This window comes from Tumebacillus sp. BK434 (assembly GCF_004340785.1).
Taxonomy (GTDB): Bacteria; Bacillota; Bacilli; order Tumebacillales; family Tumebacillaceae; genus Tumebacillus_A.
In genome coordinates, this window is the sequence record NZ_SLXS01000003.1 from 676,894 (window position 1) to 696,284 (window position 19,391).

Annotated in this window: 20 protein-coding genes; 8 read left to right on the forward strand and 12 right to left on the reverse strand. The window is 59.9% G+C overall.

Translation table 11 applies throughout. The features are described 5' to 3' along the window. The first annotated feature begins 53 nt into the window (after positions 1–53). Positions 54–479: a MarR family winged helix-turn-helix transcriptional regulator gene (locus EV586_RS11350; RefSeq protein ID WP_132945205.1), complete on the forward strand. Its 426-nt coding sequence runs from the start codon at positions 54–56 to the stop codon at positions 477–479. Between the two features lie 11 nt (positions 480–490). On the opposite strand, the gene EV586_RS11355 is transcribed toward EV586_RS11350, so the two are convergent. Next, the gene (locus EV586_RS11355; protein ID WP_132945206.1) at positions 491–706 is read right to left on the reverse strand and encodes a hypothetical protein; all 216 of its coding nucleotides are present in this window, start codon (positions 704–706) and stop codon (positions 491–493) included. A gap of 167 nt (positions 707–873) precedes the next feature. On the opposite strand from EV586_RS11355, the gene EV586_RS11360 reads away from it, so the two are divergent. Beyond that, positions 874–1,149 (forward strand): hypothetical protein, encoded by a 276-nt coding sequence (locus EV586_RS11360; RefSeq protein WP_132945207.1) that lies wholly within the window; start codon positions 874–876, stop codon positions 1,147–1,149. A gap of 44 nt (positions 1,150–1,193) precedes the next feature. On the opposite strand, the gene EV586_RS11365 is transcribed toward EV586_RS11360, so the two are convergent. Further along, on the reverse strand, positions 1,194–3,437 hold the full coding sequence (locus EV586_RS11365) for a DEAD/DEAH box helicase (RefSeq protein WP_132945300.1): 2,244 nt from the start codon (positions 3,435–3,437) through the stop codon (positions 1,194–1,196). 241 nt (positions 3,438–3,678) lie between these two features. On the opposite strand from EV586_RS11365, the gene EV586_RS11370 reads away from it, so the two are divergent. Further along, the gene (locus tag EV586_RS11370; protein WP_132945208.1) at positions 3,679–5,868 is read left to right on the forward strand and encodes an ATP-binding protein; all 2,190 of its coding nucleotides are present in this window, start codon (positions 3,679–3,681) and stop codon (positions 5,866–5,868) included. Between the two features lie 23 nt (positions 5,869–5,891). Here the strand turns inward: EV586_RS11370 and EV586_RS11375 are convergent, their stop codons facing one another. After that, on the reverse strand, positions 5,892–7,070 hold the full coding sequence (locus EV586_RS11375; RefSeq protein WP_165898544.1) for an MFS transporter: 1,179 nt from the start codon (positions 7,068–7,070) through the stop codon (positions 5,892–5,894). Between the two features lie 64 nt (positions 7,071–7,134). On the opposite strand from EV586_RS11375, the gene EV586_RS11380 reads away from it, so the two are divergent. After that, the gene (locus EV586_RS11380; RefSeq protein WP_132945210.1) at positions 7,135–7,611 is read left to right on the forward strand and encodes a Fur family transcriptional regulator; all 477 of its coding nucleotides are present in this window, start codon (positions 7,135–7,137) and stop codon (positions 7,609–7,611) included. Here EV586_RS11380 and EV586_RS11385 read toward each other — a convergent pair. Genes EV586_RS11385 through liaF form a run of 4 tightly spaced genes read right to left on the reverse strand, consistent with a single transcriptional unit; the run spans position 7,608 to position 10,523 of the window. Further along, positions 7,608–7,982 carry a sirohydrochlorin chelatase gene (locus EV586_RS11385; RefSeq protein WP_165898545.1) on the reverse strand — a complete coding sequence of 125 codons (375 nt, stop codon included), beginning with the start codon at positions 7,980–7,982 and terminating at the stop codon, positions 7,608–7,610. The two genes, EV586_RS11380 and EV586_RS11385, sit on opposite strands and share 4 nt — an antisense overlap. Before the next feature lie 37 nt (positions 7,983–8,019). Further along, positions 8,020–8,685 (reverse strand): response regulator, encoded by a 666-nt coding sequence (locus EV586_RS11390; RefSeq protein ID WP_279388289.1) that lies wholly within the window; start codon positions 8,683–8,685, stop codon positions 8,020–8,022. A gap of 13 nt (positions 8,686–8,698) precedes the next feature. Further along, positions 8,699–9,781 carry a sensor histidine kinase gene (locus EV586_RS11395; protein WP_132945212.1) on the reverse strand — a complete coding sequence of 361 codons (1,083 nt, stop codon included), beginning with the start codon at positions 9,779–9,781 and terminating at the stop codon, positions 8,699–8,701. Continuing rightward, entirely contained in the window at positions 9,765–10,523 is a 759-nt protein-coding gene (liaF, locus tag EV586_RS11400; protein WP_132945213.1) for a cell wall-active antibiotics response protein LiaF, read from the reverse strand. Before liaF ends, EV586_RS11395 begins: the two co-directional genes overlap by 17 nt. A 543-nt stretch (positions 10,524–11,066) precedes the next feature. Between liaF and EV586_RS11405 the strand changes: the two genes are divergently transcribed. Together EV586_RS11405 and serA are read left to right on the forward strand one after the other, a co-directional pair. Continuing rightward, positions 11,067–12,233: a pyridoxal-phosphate-dependent aminotransferase family protein gene (locus EV586_RS11405; protein WP_132945214.1), complete on the forward strand. Its 1,167-nt coding sequence runs from the start codon at positions 11,067–11,069 to the stop codon at positions 12,231–12,233. Beyond that, positions 12,226–13,818, forward strand: a complete 1,593-nt coding sequence (gene serA / locus EV586_RS11410) for a phosphoglycerate dehydrogenase (protein ID WP_132945215.1) — start codon at positions 12,226–12,228, stop codon at positions 13,816–13,818. Before EV586_RS11405 ends, serA begins: the two co-directional genes overlap by 8 nt. 66 nt (positions 13,819–13,884) lie before the next feature. On the opposite strand, the gene EV586_RS11415 is transcribed toward serA, so the two are convergent. Both EV586_RS11415 and EV586_RS11420 read right to left on the reverse strand, forming a co-directional pair. Continuing rightward, positions 13,885–14,697 (reverse strand): ABC transporter permease, encoded by an 813-nt coding sequence (locus tag EV586_RS11415; protein ID WP_132945216.1) that lies wholly within the window; start codon positions 14,695–14,697, stop codon positions 13,885–13,887. Position 14,698: 1 nt separating this feature from the next. Beyond that, positions 14,699–15,637, reverse strand: coding sequence for an ABC transporter ATP-binding protein (locus EV586_RS11420; protein ID WP_132945217.1), 939 nt, complete (start codon positions 15,635–15,637; stop codon positions 14,699–14,701). A 180-nt stretch (positions 15,638–15,817) separates the two neighbouring features. On the opposite strand from EV586_RS11420, the gene EV586_RS21715 reads away from it, so the two are divergent. Then, positions 15,818–16,549, forward strand: a complete 732-nt coding sequence (locus EV586_RS21715) for a DUF1284 domain-containing protein (protein ID WP_165898546.1) — start codon at positions 15,818–15,820, stop codon at positions 16,547–16,549. 44 nt (positions 16,550–16,593) lie between these two features. Here the strand turns inward: EV586_RS21715 and EV586_RS11430 are convergent, their stop codons facing one another. Further along, the gene (locus EV586_RS11430) at positions 16,594–17,430 is read right to left on the reverse strand and encodes a 1,4-dihydroxy-6-naphtoate synthase (protein ID WP_132945218.1); all 837 of its coding nucleotides are present in this window, start codon (positions 17,428–17,430) and stop codon (positions 16,594–16,596) included. Next, entirely contained in the window at positions 17,431–18,087 is a 657-nt protein-coding gene (locus tag EV586_RS11435) for a futalosine hydrolase (RefSeq protein WP_132945219.1), read from the reverse strand. Between the two features lie 402 nt (positions 18,088–18,489). On the opposite strand from EV586_RS11435, the gene EV586_RS21850 reads away from it, so the two are divergent. Next, positions 18,490–18,606, forward strand: a complete 117-nt coding sequence (locus tag EV586_RS21850) for a putative holin-like toxin (RefSeq protein WP_481937760.1) — start codon at positions 18,490–18,492, stop codon at positions 18,604–18,606. Positions 18,607–18,889: 283 nt separating this feature from the next. Here the strand turns inward: EV586_RS21850 and EV586_RS11440 are convergent, their stop codons facing one another. After that, positions 18,890–19,360: a GNAT family N-acetyltransferase gene (locus EV586_RS11440; protein WP_132945220.1), complete on the reverse strand. Its 471-nt coding sequence runs from the start codon at positions 19,358–19,360 to the stop codon at positions 18,890–18,892. Positions 19,361–19,391 lie beyond the last annotated feature (31 nt).

Sequence of the window (19,391 nt, forward strand, 5' to 3'; positions counted from 1 at the left end):
TCTGTTTGCATCATACATCCCTATGCTATAAGATGTCAACAGGAGGTGTGTAGATGAACAAGCAATATCTGGAAATCCTAGAATTGGAACTGGCAAAGCTCGTGCGCAACATCACGTCGCTCGCGACCAACAAGAAAAAATTCGGCAATCTCGACCGATCTGCCTATCTCTTGCTGCACTACATCTCCGACCACGGAGCCGTCGGGGTCAAAACACTCGCCGAAGGCCTCCGCCTCGACATCTCCACCGCCTCCCGCCAAGCGACCGCATTGGAACAAAAAGGCTACGTCACCCGCACCCCTGACCCGCTGGACGGCCGCGCCTTCACTTTCAGCCTGACCGCGTCGGGGGAAGCCGAATACGCCCGCACCAAGCAGGAGCGCATGGAGCGGATCTCCGTTCGTTTGCATGACTGGTCGGATGATGAGCGGGAACAATTCGGTCAGCTCTTGGGCAAGTTCAACGATTCGTTCAAATAAAAACGGCCTCCTCAGGAGGCCGTCAACACTCGCACCGCTTCATGCCGGTACACAAACGCTTTGCCGCCGATCCAGAGCATTTCCAGACCGGATGTATGAAAGAGATCCCGAAGCGCGCGGTAGCTCATCCCGAATTCCTTCGCCAGATCCACAATGCGAGTCACCCCGTCGCTTGCCACACCTTTGAGTCTTGCGTAGAACGATTTCAACACTTCTTCATGAGCCATCTTCGATCCCTCCAGACCAATTTTTGCTGTTGGTATAGAGTATGCCCGGCTCTACTATTTTTATTCCTCCATTTTGCTAGATACATAAGAGAAAAAATTCTGAACACGTGTACAAGTGCCATCTCCCCGTCTTTTTGAATATAGATAAGGCAGGGGGAGGGGTTGTTTTGCCGCAATCATCGGGGAGTTATCTGGTGTATCTGCTGCTCTACACCGTGTTCTGGAATGCGCTGGCCGCCATCGCCTATCGGTTTTTGGTGATCGACGGAGCGCTGGCGGTGCAGGAGGCGCTGTTTTTCTTCATGGCCGGGCTGCTGCTGATCGTCAGCGGCGCGATCCGGTCGTTGTCGCCGCTGATCAAGAGCCGTAACGGCCGCTGCCCGATCGTCGGCTCCTTCTATCTGAGCGGCCTGTTGCTGATCGTGTACGCCAATCTCGCGTAACAAAAAAACTCTCCCCATCACGCCCCGTGACAGGAAGAGTTTTTTTATTTGACCGCCTGCAGGAAACGGCGCGTCGTCGCTTTGCCTTTGTCGCCGACGATCTCAACTGGCCCGACGCAGGACGGGCAGCCGTGCTCGCAGGAGCAGCCTTCCAGCATGTCGAGCGCCGTGGTGATCACGTCGCGGCGCACTTGATAAAACTTGTCGGACAGCCCGATGCCGCCCGGATAGGAGTCATACAAGAACACGGTCGGCGCTTTCGTGTGCATCGCCCGCACCTGCGGCTGCACATGCAGGTCGCCCGGCGCACACATCAGGTAGAGCGGCGCCACCCCTTTTAACAGGTTGGCCGTGCCGACGAGACCGCCTTCGATCTCTTCCTTCGACAGGTCTCGGGTCAGCGGTTCATCAAAGGCCAGCCAATAGGACATCGTGTGCAGCTCCGCCTCCGGGAGGTGGATCTTGCCCCAGCCGAGGTTCTCATGCGTGTCGAACTTGATCTTCTTGTAGATCGTCGGCATCGCATTGACCATCACTTCGCCGTAGCCGTGACGCACCGACTCCTCCGGCTGCTCGCGAAACTCGTCGAGCACCCGCAGGTTCACCGCCAGCTCCGCGTCGGTGTAATAGTCGGAGTCGACCTTGCGCACAAACGCCTTGCCGTATTCCAAGTCCAATTTTTCCACTTGGAACTGCACGCCTTCATGAATGTAGATCGCCTTTTCATGCAGCGTGGTCAAGGCGGAGAACCGATCGGTCTCGCCGATGACGCGGTTCTGCTCGGTCATGTCGATGATCAGCACGTTTTCCTGCGCCGCCGAGCGCAAGGAGATGTCATGGCTTGGCATCGCGTCGTTCATCCAGTAGTAGCGCTCGTCCTGCGCTTTGTTCAGCACGCGCTCTTCGACCAGGTAATCGAGAATCTCCGGCGTCGTCGCCACGCCAAACTGCTCGTCCGGCTCAAACGGCAGCTCAAACGCCGCGCATTTCAAATGGTCGACGAGGATGATCAGATTCTCCGGATGCACCCAGGCATGTTCCGGCGACCCTTCGAAAAAGTATTCCGGGTGCTGGACGATATACTGGTCGAGCGGCGCGGAGGAGGCGACCATCACCGTCACCGACTTGCCGTGGCGGCGCCCCGCCCGGCCGGCCTGCTGCCAGACCGAAGCGATCGTGCCCGGGTAGCCGGTGATGACGCACGCTTCCAAGGAGCCGATGTCGATGCCAAGCTCCAGCGCATTGGTCGACACCACGCCCCGCACGTCGCCGTTTCTCAGCCCGCGCTCGATCTCGCGCCGCTCGTTCGGCAGATAGCCGCCGCGATAGCCGCGCACCGCCTTGCTCGGCACGACGCCGGCGGTCGCTTCCTTCAAATAAGTGAGCATCACTTCGACCTGCGTCCGCGCTTTGGTGAAGACGATCGTCTGCACTTCGCGCTTGAGCAGTTGCGCCGCGACTTTGCGCGCTTCGAGCAGGGAGCTGCGGCGGATGCCGAGCTGCTGATTGACGACCGGCGGGTTGTAGAAGATGAAATGCTTCTCGCCGCGCGGCGCTCCGGACTGATCGATCAGCTGAAACTCTTCGCCGAACAGTTCGACGGCGAGCTCCCGCGGGTTGGCGATCGTCGCCGAGCAGCAAATAAACTGCGGGTTCGACCCGTAGAATTTACAGATCCGCTTCAAGCGGCGGATGACGTTGGCCACGTGCGAGCCGAACACGCCGCGGTACATATGAATCTCGTCGATGACGACATACTTGAGATTTTCAAACAGCTTGACCCACTTTGTATGGTGCGGCAAGATCCCCGAGTGCAGCATGTCCGGATTGGTCACCACGATGTGACCGGCCTGGCGGATCGCCTGCCGGGCCGTGACCGGGGTGTCGCCGTCGTACGTAAACGTTTTGATCTCCTGCTCGAGATGTTCGACCATTTCGTGCAGTTCTTTCATCTGATCCTGGGACAGCGCCTTGGTCGGAAACAGGTACAGCGCCCGCGCCTCCGGGTCCTGCAGCAGGTGGTCCAGCACCGGGAGATTGTAGCACAGCGTCTTGCCCGAAGCGGTCGGGGTGACGACCACGATGTTCCGGCCCGCCTTGACCTGCGTAAAAGCTTCCGCCTGGTGCGAATACAGCTGACGGATGCCCTTTTTCACCAGCCCCTCGCCGATTCGCACATCCATCGCCGCCGGGAAATCGGCATAGACCGCTTCCTGACCCGGGTAGACGCGCCAATGGGTGACATTTTGAATAAAAGAGGGGGTGCGCTTCCACTCATCAAGAAGCATCTCGATCGACAAACTTCATCATCCCTTCAAGAGAACAGATGTTCCATAACAGGTATTTGATTCGGCAAAGCAGCCTGAAATTCCTCTTGGAAACTACTGAATTCGGCGTAAATGGAGGATTTGGCAATTGTACCAAAGAACTCATAATGAGTCGTTCTTGACTAATAGAATTAATACATAGCTCATAAACTGTTTCAAATAAATCCGGCTGGAACAACAACACATAAAATGAGGGAACTTGATGAACCGTAAAGTACTTTACATCTGGAAATACCTGCTGCCCGCCATGGTGATCCTGCTGACCACTTGGTTTCTCGTTCAGGTTGCCATCGATTCCGTTCATGAGGAGAACCGCAACAAACTCGGGCTGATCGCGCAGATCCTGGAGAACGAGATCCGCAACAGTGAAGAGGCGAAAGCGGCGTTTCGCGCCAAGGACAGCGCCAAGCTGGAAGCGTTGCTGCAGCCGCTGCTCGACGCGAAGATCCTCGTACAGGACGGCATCCTCGGCGCTTCGGTCTATCTCCCCGACCAGCAGCGGAACGTCGCCTTCTCCCCGCGGTCGGCGATGTCGGGCAACCTGCAGAATAAGATCTCGATCTCCAAAGAAGCGGTCCAGGCCTATCAGTCTGGCCAGCCCGGCTATTATTCGATACAGAATGAGACCCGCATTCAGCCGATCTATAACTATATCAACGTCTTGGAAGTAGACGGGCAAAAAGTCGCTTTGATCTCTGTCAACCAGACGGTCGCCTCGATGGAAGGCGAGACGCGCACGATCTGGCTATACGGCATCATCATCAGCGTCCTGTCCCTGCTCGTGCTGATCGCCGCCGCCGTCAGCGAGTACCGCCGCGAGCGCACTTTGATGCGCGAACTGGCCAACGTGACACAGTGGCTGAAGGGGCTGACTTGGAGCTACGTGTCGGCCAGCGATGTCGACCGGCAGTTGACCCTGCTCAAGAAACTGCCCACCGAGTTCCAGAAGGCGATCCGCTTCGTCGATTACGCGCGGCTGCAGAAACGCCACGTGCTGGAACACCTGCCGCTTGGGATCATGATTCTCGATACAAACGCGAAGATCACCTACGCCAACCCCTCGCTCCGCCGCCTGCTCGGGCGCACGCATGAGGAACTGCACGCCATGTCGGCCGAGGAATGGCGCTGCTGCTACCAGCTCTCAGACGGCTCTTACGTGTCCGACCTGCTCGAGCGGGGAGAACCGGTCGAAAACTGCCTTGGCGTCATCCGACACAGCACCGGCAAGGAGATCCCGTTTACGTTGACGATGCGCAGCCTCCCTGACGATGACGGCAAAGCGATGGGCTATTTCCTGTACGTGCGCGACCTGTCGGAAGAGATCGCGCTCGACCGGCAGGAGCAGAAGATCCACTACCTGTTTAATGCGATCCCGATGTGCGTGCTCCTGATCAACGAGCAGAAGCAGATCGAATACATCAACCCGTCCGTCTCCCGCCTCTTCTCCTGCACGGAGCACGACCTGCTCGGCAAAGCGCTGTTCGAGGCGCTGCCTTGGCAGTTGGAGGAGTCTGCACGGCTCTTCTACGAACCGCTGCACAAGGCGCTGTCGACCGGTATGCGCATGCACAGCTCGGACATCCAGGCGCTGATCCACGGCCGGGAATACGATCTGGACTGCGACTTCTTCCCGATCTTAAACGCCTACTCGTCGACGGCGGACGGCTGCATGATCCTGATCAAAGACAAGACTTTGTACCGCGAATGGGAAGACCTCTCGCAGCGCGTCGCCCAGCATACCAACTATGTGCAGATGGCGGCGACGATCGCCCATGAAGTGCGCAACCCGATGACGTCGGTGCGCGGCTTCCTGCAGCTGCTCTCCTCGCAGATCAACGGCGACACGCACCGCAAGTACCTCGATGTGATGACGACGGAGATCGACCGGATGAACACGATCCTGAGCGAATACTTGAGCATGGCGCGCACACCGCAGCCAGAGTGGGAGCCGATCCATCTGACCGAGCTCGTCAACGACACCTTCCTGCTCTTGGAAGGCGAAGCGAACTACCGCGGGGTCAACCTGTCGCTGGAACTCGCAGCAGATTGCCGCATCCACGGCATCGCCCGCGAGCTGAAACAGGTGCTGATCAACCTCGTGCGCAACGCCTTTGATGCGCTGGAAGACGGCGAAGGGCTGATCGAGCTGCGTCTGCAAGCCGCCGAGCCGAACGACTACCTCGTCACAGTCACCGACAACGGCGTCGGCATCGCGCCGGAGCAGTTGGCCCGCATCTTCGAGCCCTTTTTCACCACCAAAGCGATGGGCACCGGCCTCGGCCTCCCCGTCTGCAAAAAAATCATCGAATCACACGGCGGCTCGCTTCGCGTCCAAAGCGAACCTGGCGCCGGCACGACCTTTACCATTCAACTGCCCAAATCATTCGACTAAACGAACAAACGAAAGGCATCGGATCAGCTCCGATGCCTTTTGTTGACTACATATAAGACGACCAGCACCCCGACGCCGATCCAGGAGACGACTCCGAGCAGCCAGTAGGTGGTGAAGATGTCATAGCGGTCGGCCAGCACACCGCCGACCATCGTCCAGGTCATCGCGCCGAGGCCATGTCCGACCGCCGAGTAGATGCCGAGCGCCGTGACTTGCATCTCCGGCGGCGACACTTCGCGCACCAGTTGGGCTGCGGCGGGCAGGTAGAGCCCGACCGAGATGCCCTGCATGAACAACAGCCACATCACCAGCACCGCCGACGGTTCCGTGCCGTAAAAGATCCAGCGCATCGACGACACGGTGGCGGCGAGGATCAGCACCGGGATCATGCCGTAGCGCCGGATCAGCTTCCCGGCGAAGCGCATCACCGGCGCTTCCGAGCCGGCTGCGATCAGGAAGGACAGGCCGACCCCGGCGATCGTTCCGCCGATCGCCATATAGAAGAACCCGTACAGCGCGTTGTTCGCTTGGATCACGCCAAACACGAGGAATGTCGACAGCATCAGGAGCAGATAGCGCGGGATGAAAAACAGCCGCTTCACGCCATGCAGCATGCTGCCCGTAAGCGGCGTCTTCTCCTGCGGCAGCCCCCGCGTCATCAACACACAGATAATCATCGCAGATGCATAAATATAAAAAATCGCCGACAGATCGGTCGCCTCGGCGATCACGCCGGCCCCCCATGACGCCACCGCGAAGCCGATCGCGCCCCACAGCCGCAGCGAGCCGTAGTCGCCGCCGTGTTTTTGCGTGTAGGACAGCGAGATCGAGTCGAGGACCGGAACGCCGGACGAATGAAACAGCGCCATCCCGGCAAACAGGATCAGATAGAGCAGATAGGTGTCACCAAACGAGTAGATCAGACCGATCGTCGCAGCGGCGAGCAGCGTGCCGACCAAGACTTTGCGCTGGGCGTTGTAGCGGTCGCAGATCATCCCCCAGATCGGCTGGAAGAGCACGGTGACGACCGGCCCGACCGCCATGATCGAAGACGCCTGCTGCTTGCTCAGCCCCTTGCCTTCCAAGAAGAGCGGCAGCATGGTGTAAAGTGCGCCAAACGCGATAAAAAAGAAGAAATAATAGCTCCCGAGCAGTCGTAGCTTGCCCGGTGCGGCACCGGCCGCACGCAGCTGTTGTTCCACCGGAATCTAACACCCTTTCTGTTGTGCTATAATAGAGTGATGTTGGGAAAGGAGTGTCTCTGCCATGTCGGAAAAAGACCATCCGCAGGCTCACGATCATCGCCACGACCACAGTCAGCAGGCTGCCAAAGAGAAATTTTTGGAGCGTTTGAAAGAGCAAGGCTTCAAGCTGACCGGCAAACGCCAGATGATCGTTGACATCCTGCTGGGAGAAGACCGCTACATCTCGGCCAAAGAACTTTTGGAGCGGATGCAGGAAGTATTCCCGCGCCTCTCTTTCGATACGGTATACCGCAACCTCCGGCTCTTGCAAGAAGAAGGCATCATCGAAGAGTCGACGTTTGGCGATGGCGGCAGCAAATACCGCATCACCTGCGGCACGCACGACCATCACCACCACCATTACATCTGCACGGTCTGCGGCAAGACGGAGCTCGTCGAAGGCTGCCCGATGGATCTGCTCGGCATCACAGCGCCGCGCGGCTTCCAGATCGAGTCGCACCGCTTTGAGATCTTCGGCCAATGCGAAGACTGCCACTAGCGCAGCCTGCGCTCCGCTCTGGCGGCAGCGTCGAGCATGGCATCGACCAGCTCCGGCGCGCCGCCGAGCGGTTTTGCTTCCTGCACGTCAACCTGAGTTCCCCGCAGCGCTTCCCGCACCTGGCGAAGCGCTTTTTTGCATAAATATCCATCAGTTAGAAAATACGGCACAACCAAAAGGTCTGTCAACCCCCGGGCTAGACAGACCTTGACCGCGTCTTGGATGGACGGCGTGGTGTAGTCAAGGTAGCCGATTTCCACAGAGAGCACCCCGGTCGCTTTTTTCAAAAATGCGGCCAACTGCTCCACATCTCCTTCTGCGCCCGGCAGGATGCTGCCGTGTGCGACGAGCAATATTCCTCTCGCGTTCATCTGCCCCGCCTCCTTCTGCCCATCCCTTCCGTCCATCTTACTCTTTTTTCGCTTCCGCTTCCAGCAACCCGTTTTTCAGGGCGTAGATCGCCGCCTGCGTGCGGTCTTCCACGCCGAGTTTGGCGAGGATGTTGCTGACATGCGTCTTCACCGTCTTGATCCCGATGTACAGCGTTTCGCCGATCGCCTGATTGGTCAACCCCTGTGCGAGCAGGCGCAGCACATCCTGCTCGCGCTCGGTCAGCGCGTCGAGCTTCGCGCTCTCCTGCCCTTTCGGCTTCTGCAGCGCGGCCAGCATCTTCGCGGCGACGGCCGGTTCGAGCACCGTCTCGCCGGCGCAGACTTTGCGAATCCCCTGCACCAGTTCGTCGCCGAGCACCGTCTTCAGCAGATACCCGGACGCGCCCGCTTCCAGAGCGGGCAGGACTTTGTCATCCTCCACAAAGGACGTCAACACCAGCACTTTCGTCTCCGGGCGCACGCGCAGCACGTCGCGGGTCGCCGCGACGCCGTCCATGCCGGGCATCACGAGGTCCATCAGCACCAGATCCGGCTCCAGCTCCTGCACCAGCGCGGCTGCCTCACTGCCGGAACTGCCTTCGCCGACCACTTCGATATCCGCTTCGGTCAGCAGGTAGGTCCGAATGCCCTGCCGCACCATGTCGTGGTCATCAACCAATACCAGGCGGATGTGAGTTCCCACCGTTCGATCCCTCCTATCGATTCAAGAGCTGCACGCTGACCCGCACTTCCGTCCCGAGACCTGGCGACGAGCGCACTTCGCAGCGCCCGCCGATCTCCAGCGCCCGCTCGCGGATGCCGTGCAGCCCGAACGAACCGTCTTTTGCCGCCCGTGTGTCAAACCCCGCCCCGTCATCGCGCACGGTCAGCGCAACCACATCGTCTTCCCGCACCAACCGCACCTGCAGCGTGTTCGCTGCGGCATGGCGGATCACGTTCGACACCGCCTCCTGCACGACGCGGAACAGTTGCGATTCCAAGCCTTCGGGCAGCCTCGACTCCTGCTCCACGTCGAGATCGTAGCGAATCCCGTGCCGCGGGCAGACGTCATGCAAAAAGCGCTCCAGCGCCTCCCGCAGCGACCGGCCTTCCAGCTCGACCGGGCGCAGCTGCAGCAGCAAGGCGCGCATCTCCGCCTGCGCCTTGGCGGCCATCTCTTCGGTCTGCGCCACCAGCGGGCGGGCCCGCTCCACGTCCAGCGCCAGCAGCTTGTTGGCCGCCCCCGCCGTCATACCCAGCGCGAACAGCTGCTGCGACACCGAATCGTGCAGATCCCGCGACAGGCGCGCCCGCTCTTCCAGCGCCGCCAGTCCGGCCGCCTGCTGGTAGAGCTGCTCGTTGGTTTCGACGAGGCGCTCCAAGGCGCTTTTTTGCTCTTCCAAGCGCTCCGCCATCCGGTTCAGCGCCCCTGCCAGATCCTCCATCTCATCGTCCGCTTCCTGCACGGCGACGCGATGCCCGAGCCGACCGTTCGCCCAGAGCAGGATCGCTTCGTGAAAGATGATCATCTTGCGCCGGAACGAGCGCGCTTCTACGTATCCGGTCACGCCGCCGATCAGCACGATCGAAAGCAGGGCGGCGATGACGACCACCGTGAACAGGCCGCCCGTCCAGATCGCGTCGGGCAGCAGCGGCCGGTCTGCGAACAGTTCCCACAGCATCGCGCCGAGCATGACCAGCCCGGAGAAAACAGCAAGAGCCGCCGCCGATGCCCGCACATAGGCGAGCAGCATCGACCAGCGGACGCTGCGGAATCTCAACTCACGCTCGTTTGACATTGAGATCACCAATCTTCACTTCGGCGCGAATGCGAACTTTGCGCTCCGCTTCTTCGTAGCCGGGGCTTTGGAAATGGAGCTTGCCGCCGCCGTTGTTCATCTGCTGGAACAGGCTGATCGAGCCGACGCGGCAGATCGCCTGCACCGACACGGCCATTCCTTCCGGCACCAGCACATAGACGTCGCCCATCTTGCATTCCACTTCCAGCACCGTCTCCCCGAGCGGAATGACCGTCTCGGTGAGGTCGACGCGGACCGAGCCGATTTTTTGCTCGATCACCGAATCTTTCAGCTCCCAGTCCGGACCCCCGATGTAGACTTCACCCATCTTGCCGCGAATCTCGGAAATCTCGCCGTCCAGCCCTTCCGTCACCTCGCCCCCGTAGGACTCGGTCTGCCCCCTGCGGATGATCCTGACGCTGCCTTTCGGACGGCGTCCAAACAGCAGCATCACACCAAACAGGATCAGCAGTCCGGGCAGCACCCACGATGTAAAATCCATCACCTGCAGGCGGTCGAGCACCAGCATCGAGCCCAGCACGATCACCGCCAGCGGAATCCACCCCGCCCGACGGCGGCGGCGAAAACTGCCGGCCACGCTGGACAGCGCCCAGACGATCAGATACAGGGGCCAGAATGCCCCAAACGACTGGCTGAGCGTCCGTACCCCCCACCAGTCAAAGTTCGGTACGACAAAAATAAAGCCCGTCACCAGCAGAATGATTCCAAGCATTCGATTCATCACAGACTCACCTCACTCAAACTTTAAGAAAAGTATAAGCCACGCGGGCTGTCCTTTCCATCCGTCTGCAGGCTGAGATGAAGACGGAGAAAAAGGGATTGTATTTTTTATTTTCGGGTGATAAGATTACTGACAACATCGCAAAATACGAAAAAGCAACGAAGGAATTGTCAGTTTCGTTCGTGTTTCAGAGAGCCGGTGGGAGCTGTGAACCGGTACACGGGAAACCAGACGAGCATTCCGGAGCATTTTTTCCGAACACCGCTCGACCTGTATGCAGGCGGGCAGGCTTAGTAGGGGGAAACGGACGGCCCCGTTATCGGCTTGTTTTAGATCGCAATGGTTGCGGGGGATGCCCTGCGTTGCGACCTGCTGAGGCAGCCGTGCGCGAGCCGGCTGCGAAGAAGGGTGGAACCGCGAAGGAGTTTTTCAATCCTCTCGTCCCTTTCTGCACATCATAGACACCCGTGTGTGTATGTGCAGAAAGGGATGAGAGGATTTTTTGCGTTTTTAGGCGTGAGTGAAGAGAAGGAGGAGATGAAGATGTTTCAAGAACAAGTGTTGCTGCGCATTCCCGGACCGACCCCGCTGCCCCCGCAGGTGGAGCGCGCGATGAACCGCCCGATCACCGGGCACCGCAGCGGAGAGTTTTCCCGACTGTTCGCCGAGACGGCCGAACGGCTGAAACTGGTGTTCCAAACGCAGCAAGACGTGCTGATCCTCGCCGGCTCCGGCACGGCCGGGCTGGAAGCGGCAGTATGCAATGTCGTCTCGCCGGGCGACAAAGTGCTGGTGCTGTGCGGAGGCAATTTCGGCGAGCGCTTTGTGAAGATCTGCAAGGCATACGGAGCGAACGTGTTGGAGGTGGAAGCGAGCTGGGGCGACCCGATCGATCCGGAGCTCGTCGCCGCCACCCTCGCCGAGCACCCCGATGTCAAAGCGGTCTTCGCCACCCACTGTGAGACCTCGACCGGCGTGCTGCACCCGATCCGCGAGATCGCCCGCCGCGTGCAGGCGACCGCTGCGCTGCTGATCGTCGATGCCGTCTCCTCGCTTGGCGCCGTCGACCTGCCGATGGACGACTGGGGCTTGGACATCGTCGTGACAGGATCGCAAAAAGCGCTGATGCTGCCGCCGGGCTTGACTTTCCTCGCCTTGAGCGAACGGGCGTGGGACGTCGTGGCGAACAACCGGACGCCGCGTTTTTACTTCGACCTGCGCGCCTACAAGAAGCAGTTGCAGGCCCGCACGACGCCGTACACCCCGGCCGTCTCCTTGCTCTACGGGCTGGACGAAGTGCTGAAGCTGATCGAAGCGGAAGGACTGCCGCGCATCTTCGACCGCCACCTGCTCTTGCAAAAGATGACCCGCCGCGCGGTGCAGGCGCTGGAGCTGCCGTTGTTCACGACAGACGAAGCGGCCTCGCCGACCGTGACGTCGGTCGGCGTGTGCGACTTCGATGTTGAAAAGCTGCGCCAAGCGCTGCGCACCGCGTTCAACTTGTCGGTCGCAGGCGGCCAGCAGCACCTGAAAGGCCAGATCTTCCGCATCGGCCACATGGGGTACTGCTCGCCGGCCGATGTGCTGCAAACGATCGCACTGCTGGAGGTCGGGCTGTTCCAGGCTGGCGCACCCGTCGCGCTCGGCAGGGGCGTGCGGGCAGCGCAGGAAGTGTATCTGACACACAAGGAGGCGGTTACTCATGGTTAAGCATCGCGTATTGGTCAGCGACCCGATCTCGGAGCAAGGTCTGGCCGCCTTGCTGGAAGCGCCGGAAGTGGAGGTGGACATTCGCACCGACCTGACGCCCGAGGGGCTGCTCGAAGTGATCGGCGGCTATGACGCGCTGCTCGTCCGCTCGCAAACGCAAGTGACGGCCGAAGTGCTGCAGGCCGGAGTCAACCTCCGAGCCATCGGGCGGGCCGGGGTCGGCGTCGACAACATCGACGTGGCCGCCGCGACCCGGCAAGGCGTGATCGTGATCAACGCACCGGACGGGAACACGATCTCCACCTGCGAGCACACTTTCGCCATGCTGCTCGCCATGGCGCGCAAGATCCCGCAGGCGCACGGCAAGCTGAAAGGCGGTGCGTGGGACCGCAAATCATTTGTCGGCGTGGAGCTTAGCGGCAAGACGCTCGGCATCTTGGGCTTTGGCCGCATCGGGACGGAAGTGGCCAAGCGGGCCTTGGCGTTCAACATGCGGGTGCTGGCGTTCGACCCGTTTTTAACCCGCGAGCGCGCGGAGAAAGTCGGCGTGGTGATGGCGTCGGTGGACGAGGTCGTCGCAGCGGCAGATTTCATCACCGTGCATACGCCCTTGATCAAAGAGACGAAACACCTGCTCTCCCGCGACCAGTTCGCCCGGATGAAGCCGGGCGTGCGCATCCTCAACTGCGCCCGCGGCGGCATCATCGACGAAGCGGCGCTGATCGAAGCGTTACAGCGCGGCAAGGTGGCAGGCGCCGCCCTGGACGTTTTTGAAACGGAGCCGGCGACTTTGGAGAACCCGCTGCTCTCGTTTGAGAACGTCGTGGTCGCGCCGCATCTGGGCGCTTCGACCGAAGAGGCGCAGATCAACGTGGCGATCGACGTCGGGCGGGAACTGCTCCAGTTGCTCCGGGACCGTCCGTTCAAAAATGCGGTCAACCTGCCGTCCTTGTCGGACGAAGCGATGCGCACGATCTCGCCGTATCTTGAGCTGGCGGAGAAAGCGGGCCGTCTGGCGGCGGCGCTGGCGGAAGGGCCGGTGCAGAAGATCGAGATGACCTACGCGGGCAAGCTGGCCGACAAGCAGACCGACCCGCTGACCCGTTCGATTCTGAAAGGGCTGCTCGGGTACCACCACGGAGAGGAAGTCAACTACGTCAACGCGCCGTATCTGGCCGAGCAGCACCGCATTCGGCTGACCGAGACCAAGACGACGCGCCATGATCTCTACGCCGACCTGCTGCAGGTGACGGTGCAGACCGACCAAGGCGACGTGACGATCGCAGGCACTTTGATCGCCGACCTCGGCCCGCGCATCGTGCAGATCAACGATTTCAAAGTCGACCTCGCCCCGGAAGGCACGCTCCTGATGACCGAGCACCTCGACCAGCCCGGCATGATCGGCAAAGTCGGCACCCTGCTCGGCCGCGCCGACATCAACATCGCTGCCATGCAAGTCGCCCGCCGCTCACAGGGTGGAATGGCGCTGATGATTCTGGCGGTGGATAAGATGTTAGATGCGGAGACGTTTGAGGCGATCCAGTATGTCAACGGGATTCGGAGAGTACGGGAAGTGACGGTGTGAGCTGATTTTCCGTTTTGGTAAGAAAGAACCCCGCCTCTCGGCGGGGTTTCGTATTTCGACTCTCCATTATTTCGCTCGCCAGTCTGCCTTCTTAATAATCAGCACCGTAAACACCAGCGCATACCCTGACAAGATCAGCAGTTGCCAGCCCACCGTCGCATCGTACCCGGTCAAGAGCAGAGTGCGGGCGGCTTCCGCGATGTACGTGGTCGGAAAGACATACGCGATGTTTTGCAGCGCACCCGGCAGTTGCTCCATCGTCACCATGACCGGGGAGAGGAAGGAGAGGAACATCATCAGCACTTGGCTGATCATGTTGGTCAGCTGCTGGTTCTTGCTCCAGAATCCGATCACCGTGCCGAATGCGGAACAGACATACGTCGCCAGGAAAAACAGCGGCAAGAGCCACCAGCTGTACTGGAAGTCTACCTGAAATGCCAGCTTGCCGATCAGCGTCATCACGACCAGTGACGGCACGGTGTTCAACAGTCCGCGGAATAAGACGGCGGTGACAAAAGACAATTTGTGCAATGGAAGTGAGAGATAGTAGGTAAAATGCCCCTGCTCCTTCTGCCAGGAGATGCTTTGCGACATCATGTTCACGCCCGACACGATCACCCCGAAGATCATGTTGCCCGCGATCGTCTGCACGATGTAGGCCGGGGTGGGATTGGGATTCAAGAATTTCATAAACAGCAGGGTCGTCATCGGGAACATGCTGGCCAGCAGCACCACCCAGACCCAGTTTTCACGGAGTTGGAGCAGTTGCATCCAGCAGAGCGTCGCCAGTTCGCTGACTTTGCGCTTCCAGAGCGGGATGCCTTCGCTCTTGAGAATCGATTGCGGCATCGGGGCCGCTCCCATAGCTGTTGCTTTCATCTTAGATCGAACCTTCCTTTCCACCCAGCTTGAAATACACGTCTTCGAGGCTCGGCGGCACCACGCGGTACTCTTCACAGCCTGCGCCCGCCTGACTGACGACCGTTTGCAGCGCTTCGCCAGCCTGCCCTTCTTCCATAAAGAGGCGGATCTTGTTCGCAGCCGGGCGCTGCAAGGTGCCGAAGCTTTGCAGCAGCCGTTCCAGCCGCTCCCCTTCTTCTGGCAACACGGTCAGCTCCAGCCGCAGCCGGCTGTCCACCTGCTGCTTCAGCTTGCCGACCGAGTCGTAGGCGAGCAGCCGGCCGTGGTCGATCACCGCGACTTTGTCGACGACTTGCTCCGCTTCCAGCACGTTGTGCGTGACGAGCAGGATCGTCGTGCCCGCTTGGCGGTTGCGCTCCGCCAAGGTGTCCCAGAGCTGGCGGCGGCGCTCCGGGTCGAGCTCGTTGGTCGGCTCGTCGAGGATCAGCACCGGCAGCTCGCCGATCAGCACGGTGGCGAACCCGACCATGCGCTGCTGCCCGCCCGACATTTTGCGAATCTCGCGCTTGCGGACTTCGCCGAGGTTCAGCAGCTCGATCAGGCGGTCGCTCGCCTGCTTCGCCGCCGCCCGCGACATGCCGCGCAGACGGCCCGTGCAGTAGATCGCTTCATACCCGGTCAAAGCGTCAAGCGCCGCCGGACGCTGGTCGTAATACCCGACATACTGCGGGATCAGGTCGGAGCGCTTGATCACGTCCGCCCCGAACAGCCGGATCTCCCCCGACGTCGGCTTCACATGGCCGACCATCTGCTTGATCAGCGTCGATTTGCCGGCCCCGTTTGGCCCCAGCACGCCGACCACTTCGCCTTGTCGGATCGTGAGCGAGATGTTGTCATTTGCCTTTTTCTGATTCTCATAGATTTTGGTCAGTCCGTTCACTTCGTACACCGTGTTCATGCGCTGTCTCCCTCCACAACTTGTTGATTTCATTGTAGGGAAAATCATCCAAACACGCGCCGCCCCATAGTCGGGATGCCGCTCCGTCCCGAGACGGAGCGGCAGCTAAGACCCTCCTCAGAAAACGGAGCATGTGCTATAGTAGGAAGACTTTGAAGGATCTGCAAAAGGAGATGCGACATGAGGATCTCATTGCGAGGACATCATCTGCTCTGTCTGCTCGGCTACCGGGGGATGGGGTATTCGGACGACTATGTGGACAACATGACCCGGGTCTATCGGCAACTGCTCGACGACCCCAAGACGCCGTGCCAGATCATCAGCGGCAAGGACATGCTCTGCGCCTGCTTTCCGGCGGACGGAGAGTACCACTGCGAGGATCAAAATGTGGCCGAGCGCGACGCGCTGATCCTGCAGCGGCTCGGGCTGAAGGCCGGGGACGTGGTGACGTGGGAGGAGATCTTGTCGCGGGTGGCCCGTTCGCTGCAGCCGGACGATCTGCTGGAGATCTGCTCGACCTGCCCGTGGCTGCCCTACGGAGTCTGTCAGGAAGGCATCGGCAACATTGTCGCCGGCGAACCGCTGCCCGACGTGCGCCCCCGCGTGTACGGGGTGGAGGTCGATGCACAGACGCGGTGCAGGCATTACCGCTCCGAGGTGGACATCATCGCGCTGAAGTTCGGATGCTGCGAGCGCTATTATCCCTGCTATGAGTGCCATCAGGAGGTGGCGGATCATCCGCCACAGCCTTGGCCCCGCGCGCGGTTCGACGAACCGGCCGTGCTGTGCGGCGCCTGCGGAACGGAGCTGACGGTGCAGGCGTACCAAGACTGCGCTTCCCAATGCCCGGCTTGCGGCGCGTCGTTCAATCCGGGCTGTCAGTTGCACCACCATCTGTATTTTGAGACATGAGAAAAAGGCCATCCTGCGCCGAGGATGGCCTTTTTCGATTCCGGTTATTTGAGCAGCGCCAGATCGAATTCCGGTACCAGACCCTCTTGCGCCGCACGGGACAGCAGGACGGTGACCGCTTCATAGCCTTTGTCGCCAAGATCGCGGGTGAACTCGTTGACGTAGAGGCCGATGTGCTGTCGGGCCACGTCGGGCGACATCTCCTGCGCGTGGCACATCACGTAGTCTCGGGACGCTTCCGGGTGTGCCCAGGCGTATTCGACCGACGCGCGCGCCCAGCCGGCGATCGCTTCCAGATCGAGCGAGCGCTTGGCGATGATCGCGCCGAGCGGGATCGGCAGGCCGGTGTCGCCTTCCCACCAGTTGCCCATGTCGGCGAGCAGGGTCAGACCATAATTTTGATAGGTAAACCGCGCTTCGTGAATGACGAGGCCGGCGTCGATTTGGCCGTCTCGTACTGCCGGCATGATCTCATGGAACGGCATGACGACGATCTCGCCAACGCCGCCCGGCACGTTTTGCGCCGCCCAGAGGCGGAACAGCAGGTAGGCGGTGGAGCGCTCGCTCGGCACCGCCACTTTTTTGCCGGTCAAAGCGGCCGGGTTGCCTGCCGCCGCTGCGTTCGCCGTCAGCACGAGCGGGCCGCAACCGCGGCCCAACGCGCCGCCGCAAGGGAGCAAAGCGTAGTCTTGCAGCACCCATGGCAGGGCTGCGTAGGAAATCTTCAGCACTTCCGGCCCTTCGCCACTGGCAGCGAGACCGTTGGTGATGTCGATGTCGGCGTACATCACGTCCAGCTCAGGGGCTCCTTCGATTAATCCATGCGCCCAGGCGTGGAATACAAACGTGTCGTTCGGACACGGAGAGTAAGCGATTTTCATTTACAGCACCTCCACCAAAACTGCGCCTGCCGCTTGCAGGGCATCAAAAGCATCTTTCATCCGCCATGCCGCCCGGTCGCGCGGACCGACAGCGTTGGAGATCGCACGAATTTCCAAAACGGGCAGCCCCGCATCCTGTGCGGCAAACGCCACCCCGTAGCCTTCCATCGCTTCTGCCGCCGCGCCCGGCACGCGTGCGGCCAGTCTCTGCGCGGTCTCGGCCGTCCCGGTCACCGTTGCCAAAGTTAACACCGGCCCGGAGGTCGCGGTCAGCCCGGCCGCTTGCAGTGCTGCCGTGACTTGGGCAGCCCGTTTTGCGTCAGCCTCCACGCGAGAAGCGCCAAAGCCCAGCTCGTCCACGCTGGCGAACCCTTCTCCCGTCTCCGCGCCCAGATCGGCGGCGAGGATCTCTGTCGCCACGACGAGCGACCCGACCGGCGCCCGCTCCACAAAGCCGCCGCCGATCCCTGCGCTGATCACCAGCCCGTAGTCCCCGGCAGCAATCGCCTTCGCGGTCCTGACCCCGGCCGCCACCGGCCCGACGCCGCCAACCTGCACGTCAAACCGTTCCGAGCTGCCAATCCCCCGCAAGATCGCGTCCCGTTCCGCTTCGACCGCGGTGATGACCAGCACGCGTTTTGTCTGATCTTGATTCATTTCTTCACCTTCATCCCGTATGTATCCCTTTTATTGTAGCGAACCAGTCGCTGTTTCTCAATTTGCTTCCTCGCGTTGCAGGCAAAATGACGGACATAAAAATAGACCTGCCATTCTACTAGTCCCCGTAAAAACTCCACTTCGCTTTTGTTTATACTAATATTGCTAATAGAGCGTTGTTGCATAAGGTGGTCCCCGTTAAGTACCCTGCTGTTAAACAACACTTTGATTGCCTTCCGTAACACAGTACGCCATCCTTTTTAACATTTGCCTCTTTTCTTCTTATTTTATAACAAAAGACTCACACACCGCGTTCTTCTATGATAGAATACAACCAACACAATTGAATAATCTCCTCAAGGGCGGTCGGCTCATCCCCTGTGGAAAGGGGGTGAGAAGAGTATGACGGAATTCCAGACGCTCACTGTGATGATTGCATTCGGTTCGTTGATTGTCGCGATCATTTTCGGTTTGCTTTCTGTGACCATCAGCATACTAAACCTGATAAAAAAGAAATAGACCTCCCTTGAGCTTGACGGCATGGAGGTCTATTTCTCAACATAAGAGCCGACACCCGTTTGGGGTATCAGTTGTGTAACGACCGTAGGTGTGTCCAGCACCTATGGTCTTTTTTAGTTTATGCAAGTTCTATAGGACAATTCTAACATATACAGGAGCGCAACTTCAACTTTTAGAACATGAGCTGTTCGAGAGAGTTATTCGATACGCCGCTGCCACCTAGATCTACTCCCACACTGTCCCTGCCTAGATATGCAGACACAACAAAAAGGTACTGTCCGCCTCATTCGCGGTCAGCACCGATTCGTTCCATGACGTACAAGAGATCATGGCGCTGAAGCCCGCGCTGATCTTGCACCAGCGAAATTTTGGCCAGGCCCAGCTTTTCAAAAAAAATACCGGTTTCCTCCGGTGCAAAAAGAAACAAGCGGCGCAGTTCCGCATCTCGCTCCCGGTAATACGCTTCCATATCTTCCACGACCGCTTGAAACAACAGTTTCCCGAGCCCACAGCGGCGACGCGTCGTGATGATGCGCAAGCCGGTGATTTGCGCGAGTCCGGTGCGGATGCCGTCGCGGGCGCCCCAGGTGGCAAGGCCGAGGATGAAGCCCTGTTCCTCCAAGAGCAGCGCGCGGTCGACCTGCAGGTGCTGTCTGGCATACCGCTCCGCTTCCCCCATGTGCGGGCTGAAGTGCTGCAAATATTCACGGATCAAAAACGGCTGGTCCTGCTCTTGTGCCAATCGTATCACCATTAAGGATTCCTCCTGTTGCCACAGCTGCGAT

Excerpts from the sequence above, each read along its gene's own strand:
- EV586_RS21715 (WP_165898546.1), top strand. The coding sequence starts at position 15,818 with ATGAGGATCTCATTGCGAGGACATCATCTGCTCTGTCTGCTCGGCTAC.
- liaF (WP_132945213.1), bottom strand. The coding sequence starts at position 10,523 with ATGAATCGAATGCTTGGAATCATTCTGCTGGTGACGGGCTTTATTTTT.
- EV586_RS11370 (WP_132945208.1), top strand. The coding sequence starts at position 3,679 with ATGAACCGTAAAGTACTTTACATCTGGAAATACCTGCTGCCCGCCATG.
- EV586_RS11405 (WP_132945214.1), top strand. The coding sequence starts at position 11,067 with ATGTTTCAAGAACAAGTGTTGCTGCGCATTCCCGGACCGACCCCGCTG.
- EV586_RS11350 (WP_132945205.1), top strand. The coding sequence starts at position 54 with ATGAACAAGCAATATCTGGAAATCCTAGAATTGGAACTGGCAAAGCTC.
- EV586_RS11395 (WP_132945212.1), bottom strand. The coding sequence starts at position 9,781 with ATGTCAAACGAGCGTGAGTTGAGATTCCGCAGCGTCCGCTGGTCGATG.
- EV586_RS11380 (WP_132945210.1), top strand. The coding sequence starts at position 7,135 with ATGTCGGAAAAAGACCATCCGCAGGCTCACGATCATCGCCACGACCAC.
- EV586_RS21850 (WP_481937760.1), top strand. The coding sequence starts at position 18,490 with ATGACGGAATTCCAGACGCTCACTGTGATGATTGCATTCGGTTCGTTG.
- EV586_RS11440 (WP_132945220.1), bottom strand. The coding sequence starts at position 19,360 with ATGGTGATACGATTGGCACAAGAGCAGGACCAGCCGTTTTTGATCCGT.
- EV586_RS11365 (WP_132945300.1), bottom strand. The coding sequence starts at position 3,437 with ATGCTTCTTGATGAGTGGAAGCGCACCCCCTCTTTTATTCAAAATGTC.
- EV586_RS11420 (WP_132945217.1), bottom strand. The coding sequence starts at position 15,637 with ATGAACACGGTGTACGAAGTGAACGGACTGACCAAAATCTATGAGAAT.
- serA (WP_132945215.1), top strand. The coding sequence starts at position 12,226 with ATGGTTAAGCATCGCGTATTGGTCAGCGACCCGATCTCGGAGCAAGGT.
- EV586_RS11355 (WP_132945206.1), bottom strand. The coding sequence starts at position 706 with ATGGCTCATGAAGAAGTGTTGAAATCGTTCTACGCAAGACTCAAAGGT.
- EV586_RS11385 (WP_165898545.1), bottom strand. The coding sequence starts at position 7,982 with ATGAACGCGAGAGGAATATTGCTCGTCGCACACGGCAGCATCCTGCCG.
- EV586_RS11435 (WP_132945219.1), bottom strand. The coding sequence starts at position 18,087 with ATGAATCAAGATCAGACAAAACGCGTGCTGGTCATCACCGCGGTCGAA.
- EV586_RS11415 (WP_132945216.1), bottom strand. The coding sequence starts at position 14,697 with ATGAAAGCAACAGCTATGGGAGCGGCCCCGATGCCGCAATCGATTCTC.
- EV586_RS11430 (WP_132945218.1), bottom strand. The coding sequence starts at position 17,430 with ATGAAAATCGCTTACTCTCCGTGTCCGAACGACACGTTTGTATTCCAC.